The sequence below is a fragment of the Rahnella perminowiae genome, from assembly GCF_019049755.1.
Lineage (GTDB): Bacteria > Pseudomonadota > Gammaproteobacteria > Enterobacterales > Enterobacteriaceae > Rahnella > Rahnella perminowiae.
Map to the genome: position 1 here is coordinate 1 of NZ_JAFMOS010000626.1, position 15,374 is coordinate 15,374.

A 15,374-nucleotide genomic window follows, 5' to 3' on the forward strand; every position below is an offset into this window, starting at 1 on the left:
ACCCGCGCCGATGCGCGGGTTTTTTTTTATCTCCCCGCAGGGCGCGAAAATAAAAGCAGACAAGGAATAACCCATGAGCGAGCAAGTCATTATTTTCGATACCACGCTGCGTGACGGTGAACAGGCGTTACAAGCCAGCCTGAGTGTTAAAGAGAAGATTCAAATTGCAATGGCGCTGGAAAGAATGGGCGTTGATGTGATGGAAGTCGGCTTCCCGGTCTCCTCTCCCGGTGATTTCGAGTCTGTACAAACTATTGCGCGCCAGATTAAAAACAGCCGTGTTTGTGGTCTGGCCCGTTGCGTAGACGGTGATATTGACGCCGCCGCCGAAGCATTGCGCGTGGCAGAGGCCTTCCGCATTCACGTATTCCTGGCCACTTCTACCCTGCACATTGAATCTAAACTGAAGCGTTCATTTGATCAGGTGCTGGAGATGGCCACACACTCCGTAAAACGCGCCCGTAACTATACCGATGACGTTGAATTCTCGTGCGAAGATGCAGGCCGGACCCCGCTGGATAACCTGTGCCGTGTGGTAGAAGCTGCGATTAAAGCCGGTGCGACCACCATCAACATCCCCGACACCGTCGGTTACACCACGCCGGTTCAGTTCGGTGGCATCATCACCAATTTGTATGAGCGCGTGCCCAATATTGATAAGGCGATTATCTCTGTGCATTGCCACGATGATCTGGGCATGGCAGTCGGTAACTCCATCGCTGCGATTCAGGCCGGTGCGCGGCAGGTTGAAGGCACGCTGAACGGTATCGGTGAACGCGCCGGTAACACTGCGCTGGAAGAGGTGATCATGGCGATCCGCACCCGCAGTGACTACATGAACGTTCACACCAACATCAATCACAAAGAAATCTACCGTACCAGCCAGATTGTCAGCCAGATCACTAACATGCCTATCCCGGGCAATAAAGCCATTGTCGGCTCTAATGCCTTCGCGCACTCTTCAGGTATCCATCAGGATGGCGTGCTGAAAAACCGCGAAAACTACGAAATCATGACACCGGAATCCATCGGCCTGAACCAGGTTCAACTGAACCTGACTTCCCGTTCCGGCCGTGCTGCCGTTAAACATCGTATGGAAGAAATGGGCTACAAAGAATCCGATTACAACCTGGATCATCTGTATGCCGCATTCCTGAAACTGGCGGACAAAAAAGGCCAGGTTTTCGACTACGATTTAGAAGCGCTGGTCTTCATTAACAAGCAGCAGGAAGAGCCTGAATTCTACCGCCTGGATAACTTTAGTGTGCAGTCCGGCTCTAAGATTACCGCCACCGCGTCAGTTAATCTGGCCTGTGGCGAAGAAATCATTACCGAAGCCGCCACCGGCAACGGCCCGGTTGACGCCGTTTATCAGGCCATCAACCGCATCACCGGTTATCAGATTGAACTGGTGAAATACCAGCTGAGCGCCAAAGGTCAGGGCCGCGATGCGCTGGGCCAGGTTGACGTAGTCGTCTCCTTCAATGGCCGCCGCTTCCACGGTGTCGGGCTGGCGACAGACATTGTCGAATCCTCCGCAAAAGCGATGGTACATGTACTGAATAACATCTGGCGCAGCAAACAAGTTGAGATCGAAAAGCAACGTTTGCAGCAGACAGGTCAGCAACACAACAACATTCAAAATAATCAGGAAACGGTGTGAACATGAGCAAGACCCATCATATTGCCGTCTTACCCGGAGACGGAATTGGCCCGGAAGTCATGGCCCAGGCATACAAAGTGCTGGATGCCGTACGTCAGCGTTTTGGCCTGAAGATCACCACCAGCGAATACGATGTGGGTGGCGCAGCCATCGACAAACACGGCAGTCCCTTGCCGCCAGCGACCGTCGCCGGTTGCGAACAAGCTGATGCGATCCTGTTTGGCTCCGTGGGTGGCCCGAAGTGGGAACATCTGCCCCCGAACGATCAGCCTGAGCGTGGCGCATTATTGCCCCTGCGTAAACATTTCAAGTTGTTCAGCAATCTGCGCCCTGCCCGCCTGTATCAGGGGCTGGAAGAGTTTTGTCCGCTGCGTGCCGATATCGCTGCAAAAGGTTTCGACATTCTGTGTGTCCGCGAACTGACAGGCGGTATTTACTTCGGTCAGCCTAAAGGCCGCGAAGGTCAGGGCATGCACGAGAAAGCGTTTGATACCGAAGTATATTACCGCTTTGAGATTGAACGTATCGCCCGCATCGCCTTTGAATCGGCGCGCAAACGCCGCAGTAAAGTGACCTCCATCGATAAAGCCAACGTCTTGCAGACTTCGATTATGTGGCGCGAAGTGGTGAATGAAATCGCCAAAGATTATCCGGATGTCAGCCTGAGCCACATGTATATCGATAACGCGACCATGCAGCTGATTAAAGATCCGTCGCAGTTTGACGTGTTGCTGTGTTCAAACCTGTTCGGCGACATCCTGTCGGACGAATGCGCGATGATCACCGGTTCGATGGGGATGCTGCCTTCAGCCAGCATGAACGAGCAGGCGTTTGGTCTGTTTGAACCCGCGGGCGGCTCAGCGCCGGATATCGCCGGTAAAAACATAGCCAACCCGATTGCACAAATTCTGTCTGCCGCGCTGTTACTGCGTTACAGCCTGGGCGCTGATGACGCGGCCAAGGCTATCGAGCAGGCCGTTAATAAAGCACTGGAAGCAGGCCACCGCACCGGTGATTTGGCTAACGGCCAGCAGGCGCTGGGTACCAGTGAAATGGGCGATATCATTGCCCGCTTTGTAAAAGAAGGGGCATAACATGGCCAAGACTCTGTATCAGAAATTGTTTGATGCGCATGTGGTTTACGAAGCGCAAAACGAAACGCCATTGTTATACATTGACCGCCACCTGGTTCACGAAGTGACCTCTCCGCAGGCGTTCGATGGCCTGCGTGCGATGGGCCGTCAGGTACGTCAGCCGGGTAAAACGTTTGCGACCATGGATCACAACGTGTCCACGCAAACTAAAGACATCAATGCGAGCGGCGAAATGGCACGCATTCAGATGCAGGAATTAATCAAGAATTGTGCTGAATTCGGCGTGCAGTTGTATGACCTGAACCACCCGTATCAGGGCATCGTTCACGTTATCGGCCCTGAGCAGGGCATGACCTTGCCGGGCATGACCATTGTGTGTGGTGATTCCCATACTGCCACGCACGGTGCGTTTGGTTCGCTGGCCTTCGGTATCGGTACATCAGAAGTGGAACACGTTCTGGCGACGCAAACCCTGAAACAGGGTCGCGCCAAAACCATGAAAATCGAAGTGACTGGCGATGCACCTGTCGGTATCACGGCGAAAGATATCGTTCTGGCGATCATCGGTAAAACCGGCAGCGCTGGCGGTACGGGTCACGTTGTAGAATTCTGCGGTAAAGCCATTGAGGCGCTGAGCATGGAAGGTCGTATGACCCTGTGCAACATGGCGATTGAAATGGGTGCGAAAGCCGGTCTGGTTGCGCCGGACGAAACCACGTTTGCCTATCTGAAAGGACGTCAGTTTGCGCCGAAAGACCAGAACTGGGACGCGGCAGTGGAATACTGGAAAACCCTGAAAACAGAAGAGGGTGCGAAATTCGACAGCGTTGTGACGCTGGATGCCTCCGAAATAGCACCGCAAGTCACGTGGGGCACCAACCCGGGTCAGGTAATGGCTGTGAATCAAACCATCCCTTATCCTGCCTCGTTTGCTGATCCGGTAGAACGTGCATCGGCTGAAAAAGCCCTGGCGTATATGGATTTGCAGCCGGGCATTAAACTGACCGACGTGGCGATTGATAAAGTCTTCATCGGTTCCTGCACCAACTCACGCATCGAAGACTTACGCGCTGCGGCAGCGATAGCCCAGGGTCGTAAAGTCGCCAGCGGTGTGCAGGCCATCGTGGTCCCTGGCTCCGGCCCGGTAAAAGCGCAGGCTGAAGAAGAAGGTCTGGATAAAATCTTCATCGAAGCCGGTTTCGAATGGCGTCTGCCAGGCTGTTCTATGTGCCTGGCGATGAATAATGACCGCCTGGAACCGGGTGAGCGTTGCGCATCCACCAGCAACCGTAACTTTGAAGGCCGTCAGGGTCGTGGCGGCCGTACGCATCTGGTCAGTCCGGCAATGGCGGCGGCGGCGGCTGTCACCGGCCGTTTCGCTGATATCCGTGAACTGAACTGAGGAAAAACACCATGGCTAAATTTACCCAACACATCGGTCTGGTGGTTCCGCTGGATGCAGCTAACGTCGATACCGATGCCATCATTCCCAAACAGTTTTTGCAGAAAGTGACCCGTACCGGTTTCGGCCAGCATCTGTTTAATGACTGGCGTTTTCTGGACGATGCCGGTCAGGTGCCAAACCCTGATTTCGTGCTGAACAAACCACGCTACAAAGGCGCGAGCATTTTGCTGGCACGCGAAAACTTTGGCTGCGGTTCTTCCCGTGAACATGCGCCATGGGCACTGACTGACTACGGTTTCCATGCAGTGATCGCGCCGAGCTTTGCCGATATTTTCTACGGTAACTCGTTCAATAACCAGTTGCTGCCAATTACACTGAGCGAAGCCGAAGTGGACGAACTTTTCGAGCTGGTGAAAAACAACGAAGGTATTCAGTTCGAAGTGGATCTGGAAGCACAGACCGTTAAAGCGGGTGACAAAAGCTATCCGTTTGAAATCGACAGCTTCCGTCGCCACTGCATGATCAATGGTCTGGACAGCATTGGCCTGACCTTGCAGCATGAAGAAAATATCTCCGGCTACGAGAAAAATCAGCCTGCCTTTATGCACTGATCTCCTGAAAATAAGCATAAAAAAACCCGCGTACACCGCGGGTTTTTATTTATCTGAACGGGTCAGACATCTTTGACTTTATACATCAGCCCGAGCGCCACCACGGCCAGCGCGGTCGCCGCCCAGTAAACCGGATAATGACCCACGCTTTCCACGATAAAACCCTGCAACAAACCGGCACAAATCACACCGGTCGAAATACTGTTGGTGAACAGCGTGGTCGCGGAGCCAGCTCTTCCCGGCATCAGATCCTGAAAATACAGCATGCCGATCCCCGCCACGATGCCGATGAAAATCGCGTTGAACAGTTGCAGGATCATCAGCGCCGCCTTGAACTGAAATGCCACCAGCCCGGCATAGAAAATCACACCGCTTGCGACGGCATACAGCATCAGCTTACGTTTGCCGGTGCGTTTCACCAGATACCCGGCCAGCAACATCGCCGGAATTTCCAGCCCGGCGGCGGTCCCCATCAGCAACCCCGCCAGCCCTTCCGGGAGGCCTAAATCATGGGTGATGTACAGCGGCATATCAATGACATACATGATATTGCAGGTCCACATCAGCAAAGAGGAAAAGAACAGCAGACGAACATCTTTATTACGCCAGGCACTGGCATGCACCACCTTTTCGTCCACCGGCAGTTCAAGGCGTGGCACTGAAGGCAGGAAAAAGAAGATCATCAGTATGCTGCCCACAAACACCGCCGCCGCACTCAGGTACATTGGCGTAAAACCATAGTTAAGCGCCACCATGAACGACAATGGCGGGCCAAGCACCCAGGCCAGCGAGAGCATTGCACGCATCATTGAGCTGAACATCACCACTTCGCTGGCAGAGCGATCCGCATGTTCACGCGCCAGCGCAAAGAGCTGTGGCATCGAAGCATTACCTATTGCTGCCAGCAGGACACCAACGGTGATCAGCACCAGGTAATCGCGGCTGAACGCAAAGACCAGGCTATTACCGAGCGCCATCAGGCAGCAGAACATCAGCAATTTTCGCCGGTCGCCTTTGTTGTCCGAACGGTTAGCCAGCAGAAAACTGATTGCGATCCCCGCCAGCGCATTGACGGTATAGAAGAAGCCAACCCACAACGGGCGGACTTTCACTTCGTTGGTCAGAAACAAGCTGAGTGTGGGCGCCTGCAGCGCCCCTGCAATACCACACAGCAAGGACACCACCAGAAAGGTGACATAAATGGCATTAATACGAGGTTTTGACATAACGTCGTCCCTGAGAAATGAATGTCTTACGGCAAAACATACAGTGTATACCCAAACAGTTCGGGTTGCAGAACGGCGGCAATCGCGCGAATCCCGATGAGCTGACATAAGTCCCTGATTCGGGTGAGCAAGAGCAACCAACGCATCTGCAGCTTGAAATGTGAAGGGGATAATGTGCATAAAAAAACCAGTGAGTTACCTCACTGGCTGGTGACAATACACCATTACTCAGAAAATCGGATTCGGTTGCCGTTGTGATACGGGGGCTTACATCCGCTGACGGTATTCCTCGTCATTCATGGAATCCATATCCCACTGCGTCAGCCGCGCCAGAATATCCATCCGGTACTGCACCGGCACCCATGACAGCCAGTCAGCACGGTTTTTCTCCGCGCCTTGTCTGATGGCCTTGAAGTAAAACTGATAAAAACGGGCAGTTAACTGGCGTTTCATGCTGACCTCCGGTCATTCACAACAGGCTTTGGTTGAGAAACAGTATCGGAGTAATATGGGGAAAGATAAATTGATGAAAATCGCTCACGGAGTTCCTCTTTTATGCCCTCGTCCCGTTTGCAACAACAGTTCATCCGCTTGTGGCAAAGTTGTCACGGTGAAGACACCAAAACCACCTTACAGGCGTTGTCTGAGGTTCTGAACTGCTCGCGCAGACATATGCGATCGTTGCTCAGCACCATGCAGCAACGGGGCTGGCTGACGTGGGATGCTGAAGCCGGACGCGGCAAACGATCTACCCTGCGTTTTTTGTATACCGGGCTGGCACTCCAGCAACAGCGCGCCGAGGAGTTGCTGGAACAAGATAGCATTGATCAACTGGTGCAACTGGTCGGCGACAAAACGAGGGTGCGTCAGATGCTGCTGTCACAGCTCGGACGCAGTTTTCGCCAGGGCAAACATATCCTGCGCGTGCTGTATTATCGTCCGCTGATTAACCTGCTGCCCGGCACTATGTTGCGCCGTTCAGAAACCCATATTGCCAGACAGATCTTCAGCGGTCTGACACGCATAAATGAGGAAAATGGGGAAGCAGAAGCCGATTTAGCCCATCACTGGCAGAAAGTTTCTCCGCTACACTGGCGGTTTTATCTGCGTCCCGCCATTCATTTTCATCACGGCCGTGAACTCGGGATGGCGGATATCATCACTACTTTTATGCGCCTGAAATCGCATCCGTTGTTCAGCAACCTGAAGTCAGTCACAACGCCCACGCCGAATGTCATCGATATCCATCTGAATGAACCCGATCGCTGGCTGCCATGGCTGTTCGGCAATATCCACGCCATGATCCTGCCACAGGAATGGCAGTCCCTGCCTGATTTTGCCCGCCATCCGGTCGGCACCGGTCCTTACGCCGTGGTACGTAATATTAAAACGCAGCTGCGCATCCGCGCCTTTGACGATTATTTTGGCTTCCGGGCGCTTATTGATGAAGTGAATATCTGGGTACTACCGGAACTGAGTGAAGAGCTGGTGCATTCCGGCGTGCAGCTTCAGGCCGATGAATCCGGCAAAAGCGAGCTGGAAAGCCGCCTTGAAGAAGGCTGCTATTTCCTGCTTTTTGACCAGCGTTCACCGGTCGGACAATCAGAAGAAACACGCCAGTGGTTGTGCGATTTACTCAACCCCATCGCTCTGCTGAATAATGCGGAACCCATTTATCAGCGCTACTGGTCCCCGGCGTACGGCCTTTTGCCGCGATGGCATCATAAAGCGCCGCAGCCGCGTCCGCCCAGACCGCAAAATCTGACGCAGATAACACTGACATTTTACGGCGAGCACTCCGAACATCAGGCCATTTGTAATGCGCTGAAACCGCTGCTGGTGGCTGAAGGTATCGAACTGATTACTCAGGTAGTGGATTACGCAGTCTGGCACCGCGGCGACGCTAAAAGTGATGTATGGCTCGGCAGTGCCAACTTCACCCTGCCGCTGGAGTTTTCATTATTCGCGCATTTCTACGAATTGCCACTGGCCAGGCATTGCTTCAGCGAAGAGATGAACGACGATGCCGCGCAGTGGCACGCAGGGAACTTATCGATGGCGACATGGAGTCAGAAACAGACGGTCAGCCATCAGATCCACCCGCTGTTCCATCACTGGCTGGTATTGCAGGGTCAACGCAGTATGCGCGGCGTGCGCATGAATACCCTCGGCTGGTTCGACTTTAAATCCGCCTGGTTTGCGCCACCTGACAGTTAATCGGACTATCGCATCGCGCCGTTAATCACTAGAATGACATCCGTTCTCAACGGGGTGCCCGACTTGTTAAAGCAGCGATGTAAACGCCGCGAGCAAGTGTTCAGCCGGTGAAGGCCAGCGCGGAGAAAGCGGAGCGTACACAAAGTACGTGAGCATTTCGAGCACTGCCCGACGCCGGATCAACACCTGCGCAGCAAGTTTGGCTGAGATATAGACCCGTCGAACCTGATCCGGTTGATACCGGCGGAGGGATTTGAGACTGCGCGATGCTCACTCAAAATCCTTTGCCCTTTCATTTTTTTGGAGCGCAAAGTTGAAAAAATTATTGTCCTGCCTGCTGTTACTTTCTGCACCTGCATTGGCTGCAAAACCTGTTCTGACGGTATACACCTACGATTCATTCTCTGCCGACTGGGGCCCCGGTCCGGCCATTAAAAAAGCCTTTGAGGCGCAATGCGGCTGTGAACTGAAATACGTGGCGCTGGAAGATGGCGTGTCTTTGCTGAACCGTCTGCGGATGGAAGGTAAAAACAGCAAAGCTGATGTCGTCCTCGGTCTGGATAACAACCTGCTGCAGGCGGCAGAACAAACCGGTTTATTTGCCAAAGCGCCGAAAACCAGCGCCACACTAACGGTGCCGGGTGGCTGGAATGACAGCACGTTCGTGCCTTACGATTACGGCTATTTCGCGTTCGTCTATGACAAAAATAAACTCAAGAACCCGCCAAAAAGCCTTGATGAGCTGATTAACAGCGACCAGAAATGGAAAGTTATTTATGAGGATCCGCGCACCAGCACGCCGGGTCTGGGCCTGATGCTGTGGATGCAAAAAGTTTATGGCGACAAAGCCCCGCTAGCCTGGCAAAAACTGGCGAAGAAAACCGTTACCGTCACCAAAGGCTGGAGCGAGGCTTACGGTTTATTCCTCAAAGGCGAAAGCGATCTGGTACTGAGCTACACCACTTCTCCGGCATACCATATTGTTGAAGAGAAGAAAGATAACTACGCCGCAGCGGACTTCACTGAAGGTCATTATATGCAGGTTGAAGTTGCAGGGCAGCTGGCAAACAGCAGGCAACCGAAACTGGCTGAACAGTTCATGAAGTTCGTCACCACGGAAGATTTCCAGAAAGTGATCCCGACCGGCAACTGGATGTATCCGATCGTGAATACGCCGTTGCCTGACGCCTTTAAACAGCTGACCGTGCCAGCGAAATCCCTGCAATACAGCGCACAGGATGTCGCCACTCACCGCAGCCAGTGGATTCAGGCATGGCAGAACGCCGTCAGCCGTTGATCCCGCGCTGGCTGTGGCCGGGGGTCATCGCGTCGCTGGCTATGTTGCTGGTGGCCGCACTGGCCTTAGGCTCTCTGTGGCGTCATGCGCCACAGATGAGCGGCCCCGCCCTCTGGCAGGATCCTTATCTCTGGCACGTGATCCGCTTTACCTTCTGGCAGGCGCTGCTTTCAGCGCTATGCTCAGTGCTGCCGGCCATTTTGCTGGCCCGCACGTTGTTCCGTCGCCGTTTTCCCGGCCGCCAGCTGTTATTGCGCTTATGCGCGATGACGCTGGTATTGCCAGTTTTGGTGGCGGTGTTTGGCATTCTCAGTGTCTACGGCAGGCAGGGCTGGCTGGCGCAGATTTGCGGCTGGCTGGGCATGGATTATCATTTCTCGCCCTATGGATTACAGGGGATTTTGCTGGCGCACGTGTTTTTCAATCTGCCGCTGGCGACCCGTCTTTTAGTGCAGGCACTGGAAAATATCGCTGTTGAACAGCGCCAGCTGGCCGCCCAACTGGGCATGAATGTCTGGCAGCAATTCCGCTTCGTGGAATGGCCCGCGTTGCGCCGGCAGATTTTCCCCGCTGCCGCCTTAATTTTTATGCTGTGTTTCGCCAGCTTCGCCACCGTCCTTTCCCTGGGCGGCGGTCCGCAGGCGACGACCATTGAACTCGCCATTTATCAGGCGCTGAGCTACGACTACGATTTAAGCCGCGCGGCTAGCCTGGCGCTGATCCAGCTATTTTGTTGTCTGGCTCTGGTATTGCTCAGTCAGAAACTCAGTCAGGCGTTGCCGGTCGGGCAAACGCATTCTCAGCGCTGGCGTAATCCCGACGATTCCTGGCCGCGCCGCATCGCCGATGCCGTGCTGATTGGCCTCGCGTTGCTGCTGATCCTGCCGCCGTTACTCGCCGTGATTACTGATGGCGTAAACCGGGCAGCCGTGGGTGTTTTGCAGCAACCCGCACTCTGGCAGGCATTATGGACATCAGTACGTATCGCGCTGGGCAGCGGATTATTGTGTGTGCTGCTGACCATGATGCTGCTGTGGAGCAGCCGCGAACTGCGTTTACGCCAGAGAAACAGCTGGGCACAGGCGATGGATATGAGCGGTATGCTGATCCTCGCAATGCCGGGTATTGTGCTGGCCACCGGCTTTTTTCTGCTGCTCGGCGATACCCTGGGTTTACCGCAGTCCCCCTGGCCGCTGGTGATCCTCACGAATGCGCTGATGGCCGTACCTTATGCGTTAAAAGTGCTGGATAACCCGATGCGCGACGTGGCAGATCGTTATACGCTGCTGTGCCTTTCGCTGGATATGCACGGCTGGTATCGGCTGCGCCGGGTCGAACTCAGCGCACTGAAACGTCCGCTTGCGCAGGCACTGGCGTTTGCCTGTGTGCTTTCGCTGGGGGATTTCGGTGTCATTGCCTTGTTCGGCAATGAGAATTTCCGCACCCTGCCGTTTTATCTGTATCAGCAGATCGGCTCCTACCGCAGCCAGGATGGTGCGGTGACGGCGCTGTTATTACTGCTGCTATGCTTTCTGTTATTCACTCTGATTGAGAAACTGCCGGGCCGCCATGCTGACGCTGAATAAACTGACGTATTTGTACGAACATCTGCCGATGCGCTTCGATTTACACATCGATGCCGGTGAACGTGTGGCGATACTCGGCCCGAGTGGCGCAGGGAAAAGTACCTTACTGAGTCTGGTCGCCGGTTTTCTGGCACCGGTCAGCGGAAAGATCCTGCTCAACGGCGCAGATCACAGCACGACACCTCCGGCCAGGCGTCCGGTGTCGATGCTGTTTCAGGAAAATAACCTGTTCTCGCATCTGACGGTGCGTCAGAACATGGGGCTGGGATTACATCCGGGGCTGAAACTGACCGCGCAACAGAAGCAGGAACTTGAAAACATCGCGCAACAGGTCGGGCTGGCCGAATGTCTGGACCGGCTGCCATCACAGCTTTCCGGCGGCCAGCGTCAGCGTGTGGCACTGGCGCGTTGTCTGCTGCGCAGCCAGCCGGTTTTACTGCTTGATGAACCCTTTTCCGCACTCGATCCGGCGCTGCGCAGTGAGATGCTCACGTTGCTGGATAAGGTATGCGGGCAACGTAATCTTACCCTGCTGATGGTGTCACACAATCTCGATGATGCCGCAAGGATTGCACCGCGAACGCTGCTGATTGTTGACGGCCGGATTTTTTACGACGGGCCGACGCAGGCGCTGGCCGACGGCAGTGCGCCGCAGGCCAGAGTGTTGGGAATAACACCGGGGATCAGCGGGTGATCACTTTCCACAGCAAATGACCATAAACCGGCATCATCGGCTGTTTGCTCAACATCACCAGGCTCACGGCTGTCGCCACAAGACTCAGTACACAAGCCACGCGCAGACGCGGTAATGGCAACCATTTATTCATCGCGTCAGGTGAGCTTTTCCCCGAACGGATCCACCGCCACAGCAACCAGGCACTCAGCCAGATCAATACCACGGCAGCAAACAACATCCATTTGAATACCGAACTGTTGTGGCTGGCCGGAATATCAATGGCAACGCCTGCCAGAATGCCTGGCAGAAAATACACCGGTGGCCAGGTGATGCAGCCGATAATATTCGGCGGTGCAAATTTATACGGCGGCAAATTCAGCATACCGGCAACCATCGGCACCAGCGGGCGTGTTGGCCCGATGAAGCGGCCGATAATCACTGTCGCAAAACTGTGGCGATCCAGCGCGTAACCGGTTTTATCCAGTAAAGACTGGTAACGCCTGAGGAAACGCCAGCGATGCAGCGGCTCCTTGAAACCACGGCCAATAAAATACGAGGCCCAGTCACCGAAGAAACATCCCAGTCCCGCAGCCAGCCAGGCTTCGTACAGTCCCACCTGACCGCTGCCGATCAGCGTCCCCAGCGTCGCCATCATGACAGTACCCGGAAGGATCAGGCCCACCAGCGCCAGCGACTCGAAGAAAGCCACCACGGCGACAATAATTAATGCAAAGCCCACCGACTGAGCGACCAGATGTTGTAGATAGGCTTCCATAAATTCCCAAAATTGAGTGATGACTGCGCAAATTACGCAGCGTACAAATGAGACAAGTGTGAGTTTTCTGCATTCTCATTGTAGTAAATACATTAAGCGGCTGAATTGTCAGTGCACGAACTATCACAGTCAACCGGGTAATTGTATGCGTATTTGGCAGAAACCTGAGCCGTAGACAAAGACTGTATAAATAACCATACTCTGTCTCAGGCTCTTATTTGTTTATCTCTACCGTTTCGAGGCGCTTATTACTTCCACCTTTGTTCGTCCCGCTTCAGCCAACAATGACACCCTGCCGCGTCAGGGATTTGTGCTGACCCGCCACTGGCGCGACACGCCGCGCGGTACGGAGGTGGAATTGTGGCTGGCGACCGATCAAGGGCCGCAAAAGGTGCGCCTGCCTTTACAGGAATCAGTGGCGTTTATTCCGGCCGCGCAGCGCACGGCGGCGGAACGAATTCTCACCGATGAAAAAAATGTCAGCCTGCGTGAATTACCGCTACAGGATTTCCATTCCCGGCCGGTTCTCGGGCTGTATTGCCCGCAACACCGCCAGTTGATGCGGATAGAAAAACTGCTGAAAGAAAACGGCGTTAATGTTTTCGAAGCGGATATCCGCCCGCCTGAACGCTTTCTGATGGAGCGCTATATTACCGCGCCGGTCTGGTTTAGCGGCAAACCCGGGCCGGACAAGCTGCTGCTCGACACGAGAATGAAACCAGCGGAGGGTTACCGCCCGCTGCTAAAACTGTGTTCTCTGGATATCGAAACCAGCGGCAACGGCGAGTTGTACTGCATCGGGCTGGAAGGCTGCGGGCAGCGACACGTGTATATGCTCGGTCCGCCTAACGGCGATCCGGACAGTCAGTTTGATTTCAATCTGGTGTATGTTGACAGCCGCCCGCAGTTGCTGGAAAAGCTTAATGAGTGGCTGGAAACTTACGATCCCGACGCCATCATCGGCTGGAGCGTAGTGCAGTTTGACCTGCGTGTTTTGCAAAAGCATGCTGACCGCTACAAAATTCCGCTGAAATTCGGGCGCGGTGGTGGTGAACTGGAGTGGCGTGAACACGGTTTCAAACAGGGGCATTTTTTTGCTGCAGCGGCTGGCCGCCTGATCATCGACGGCATTGAAGCACTGAAATCGGCGTTCTGGAACTTCAGCTCATTCAGTCTGGAATTCGTCTCGCAAAGTTTATTAGGCGAAGGCAAGGCCAGCGACAATCCTTATCAGCGGCTGGCCGAAATCGAACAGCGTTTTCGGGAAGATAAACCGGCGCTGGCACGCTATAACCTCAAAGACTGCGAACTGGTAACGCGTATTTTCGCCAAAACCGAACTGATGCCGTTTTTGCTGGAACGCGCCTCGGTCACCGGTCTGGCCGTGGATCGCAGCGGCGGATCAGTGGCGGCCTTTACTCATCTTTATTTACCCCGCATGCACCGCGCCGGGTACGTCGCGCCCAATCTGGGGGAATTGCAGGGCGAAATGAGTCCCGGCGGCTTTGTGATGGATTCGCGTCCCGGTTTGTATGATTCGGTGCTGGTACTTGATTATAAAAGTCTGTACCCGTCAATTATCCGCACTTTCCTGATCGACCCGGTCGGGCTGGTTGCCGGGCTGCAACAACCGGATGATGAACATTCGGTACCAGGCTATCGCAACGCCCGCTTCTCACGCGAAAAACATTGTCTGCCGGAAATCGTCCGCCAGATTTGGATGGGTCGCGAAGAAGCCAAGAAACAGAAAAACAAACCGCTTTCGCAGGCACTCAAAATCATCATGAATGCTTTTTACGGCGTGCTCGGCTCCAGCGGCTGCCGCTTCTTTGATCCGCGTCTCGCCTCTTCCATTACCCTGCGCGGACACGACATTATGCGCCAGACCCGCGAACTGATTGAAGCCGAGGGTTATCAGGTGATTTACGGTGATACCGATTCTACCTTTGTCTGGCTGAATAAAGCCCGTTCGCAGGAAGACGCCAACGCGATTGGCCGCCGTCTGGTAGAACAGGTGAATGCCTGGTGGAAAGCGCATCTGCAACAGGCATACGGGCTGGAAAGCGCGCTGGAGCTGGAATTCGAAACGCATTATCAGCGTTTCCTGATGCCGACCATTCGTGGCTCAGAAACCGGCAGCAAAAAGCGCTATGCCGGGCTGGTGAATGATGCAGACGGTGAGCACATCGTTTATAAAGGGCTGGAAACCGTGCGCACCGACTGGACGAAGCTGGCACAGGAGTTCCAGCAGGAATTGTATCAGCGCATATTTCACCGCCAGCCGTATCAGGATTACGTGCGCGACTATGTGGCACGTACCCTCAGCGGAGAATTTGACGACAAACTGGTGTACCGCAAACGTCTGCGCCGCAAGCTGAGCGATTATGAAAAAAATGTGCCCCCACATGTTCGCGCCGCGCGGCTGGCCGATGACTATAATGCACTGCATGGCCGGGCAAAGCAGTACCAGAATGGCGGCTGGATCAGCTATGTAATGACCACGTCCGGCCCAGAACCGCTGGAAAATCGGCAGTCCCCTGTCGATTACGATCACTACATCGAGCGTCAGCTGGAACCAGTTGCCGATGGCATTTTGCCTTTCCTTCACGATGATTTTGCTACACTGATTACAGGTCAGATGGGTTTATTTTAAACAAAAGAAGGTGCTGCTCTTGTGATTCACAGGTGACGAATCGCTTACCTTCCATTACCATAGCGCCCTTTCCCATTTCTGAATCATCCTCACACAGTGAATCACTCCGCGCCTACGGGCGGGGAAAGAAAACTATTGCCCGTGAAACATCCCGGGCTGAACAAGCATTGC

The 15,374-nt window shown here is 54.3% G+C and carries 12 protein-coding genes; 9 read left to right on the forward strand and 3 right to left on the reverse strand.

The annotated features are described in order from the left end of the window. Window positions 1–73 precede the first annotated feature (73 nt). Genes leuA through leuD form a run of 4 tightly spaced genes read left to right on the forward strand, consistent with a single transcriptional unit; the run spans window position 74 to window position 4,773 of the window. Window positions 74–1,663: a 2-isopropylmalate synthase gene (gene leuA / locus J1785_RS22155; RefSeq protein WP_015698680.1), complete on the forward strand. Its 1,590-nt coding sequence runs from the start codon at window positions 74–76 to the stop codon at window positions 1,661–1,663. Window positions 1,664–1,665: 2 nt separating this feature from the next. After that, window positions 1,666–2,757, forward strand: a complete 1,092-nt coding sequence (gene leuB, locus J1785_RS22160) for a 3-isopropylmalate dehydrogenase (RefSeq protein WP_217220782.1) — start codon at window positions 1,666–1,668, stop codon at window positions 2,755–2,757. A gap of 1 nt (window position 2,758) precedes the next feature. Next, entirely contained in the window at window positions 2,759–4,159 is a 1,401-nt protein-coding gene (leuC, locus tag J1785_RS22165; protein ID WP_217220784.1) for a 3-isopropylmalate dehydratase large subunit, read from the forward strand. Between the two features lie 11 nt (window positions 4,160–4,170). Further along, window positions 4,171–4,773, forward strand: a complete 603-nt coding sequence (gene leuD / locus J1785_RS22170) for a 3-isopropylmalate dehydratase small subunit (RefSeq protein WP_217139510.1) — start codon at window positions 4,171–4,173, stop codon at window positions 4,771–4,773. Between the two features lie 62 nt (window positions 4,774–4,835). Here leuD and J1785_RS22175 read toward each other — a convergent pair whose 3' ends face one another. Continuing rightward, window positions 4,836–5,999 carry an MFS transporter gene (locus J1785_RS22175; RefSeq protein WP_217139511.1) on the reverse strand — a complete coding sequence of 388 codons (1,164 nt, stop codon included), beginning with the start codon at window positions 5,997–5,999 and terminating at the stop codon, window positions 4,836–4,838. A gap of 267 nt (window positions 6,000–6,266) precedes the next feature. After that, the gene (gene sgrT / locus J1785_RS22180; RefSeq protein WP_129953216.1) at window positions 6,267–6,452 is read right to left on the reverse strand and encodes a glucose uptake inhibitor SgrT; all 186 of its coding nucleotides are present in this window, start codon (window positions 6,450–6,452) and stop codon (window positions 6,267–6,269) included. 102 nt (window positions 6,453–6,554) lie between these two features. Here sgrT and sgrR point away from each other — a divergent pair, with 102 nt between their 5' ends. From sgrR to thiQ, 4 genes are all read left to right on the forward strand, one after another. Continuing rightward, window positions 6,555–8,216, forward strand: coding sequence for an HTH-type transcriptional regulator SgrR (sgrR, locus tag J1785_RS22185; RefSeq protein WP_217220787.1), 1,662 nt, complete (start codon window positions 6,555–6,557; stop codon window positions 8,214–8,216). Between the two features lie 313 nt (window positions 8,217–8,529). Next, the gene (gene thiB, locus J1785_RS22190; protein WP_217220788.1) at window positions 8,530–9,513 is read left to right on the forward strand and encodes a thiamine ABC transporter substrate binding subunit; all 984 of its coding nucleotides are present in this window, start codon (window positions 8,530–8,532) and stop codon (window positions 9,511–9,513) included. Beyond that, window positions 9,489–11,099 carry a thiamine/thiamine pyrophosphate ABC transporter permease ThiP gene (thiP, locus tag J1785_RS22195; protein WP_129953219.1) on the forward strand — a complete coding sequence of 537 codons (1,611 nt, stop codon included), beginning with the start codon at window positions 9,489–9,491 and terminating at the stop codon, window positions 11,097–11,099. Before thiB ends, thiP begins: the two co-directional genes overlap by 25 nt. After that, a complete protein-coding gene (gene thiQ, locus J1785_RS22200; protein WP_217220789.1) occupies window positions 11,083–11,793 on the forward strand; it encodes a thiamine ABC transporter ATP-binding protein ThiQ in 711 nt (236 codons plus the stop codon). The genes thiP and thiQ overlap by 17 nt, the downstream gene beginning before the upstream one ends. Here the strand turns inward: thiQ and J1785_RS22205 are convergent. After that, entirely contained in the window at window positions 11,783–12,550 is a 768-nt protein-coding gene (locus J1785_RS22205) for a DedA family protein (RefSeq protein WP_129953221.1), read from the reverse strand. The genes thiQ and J1785_RS22205 overlap by 11 nt on opposite strands. 310 nt (window positions 12,551–12,860) lie before the next feature. On the opposite strand from J1785_RS22205, the gene J1785_RS22210 reads away from it, so the two are divergent. Next, window positions 12,861–15,203, forward strand: coding sequence for a DNA polymerase II (locus J1785_RS22210; RefSeq protein ID WP_217220791.1), 2,343 nt, complete (start codon window positions 12,861–12,863; stop codon window positions 15,201–15,203). The last annotated feature ends 171 nt before the right edge of the window (window positions 15,204–15,374 follow it).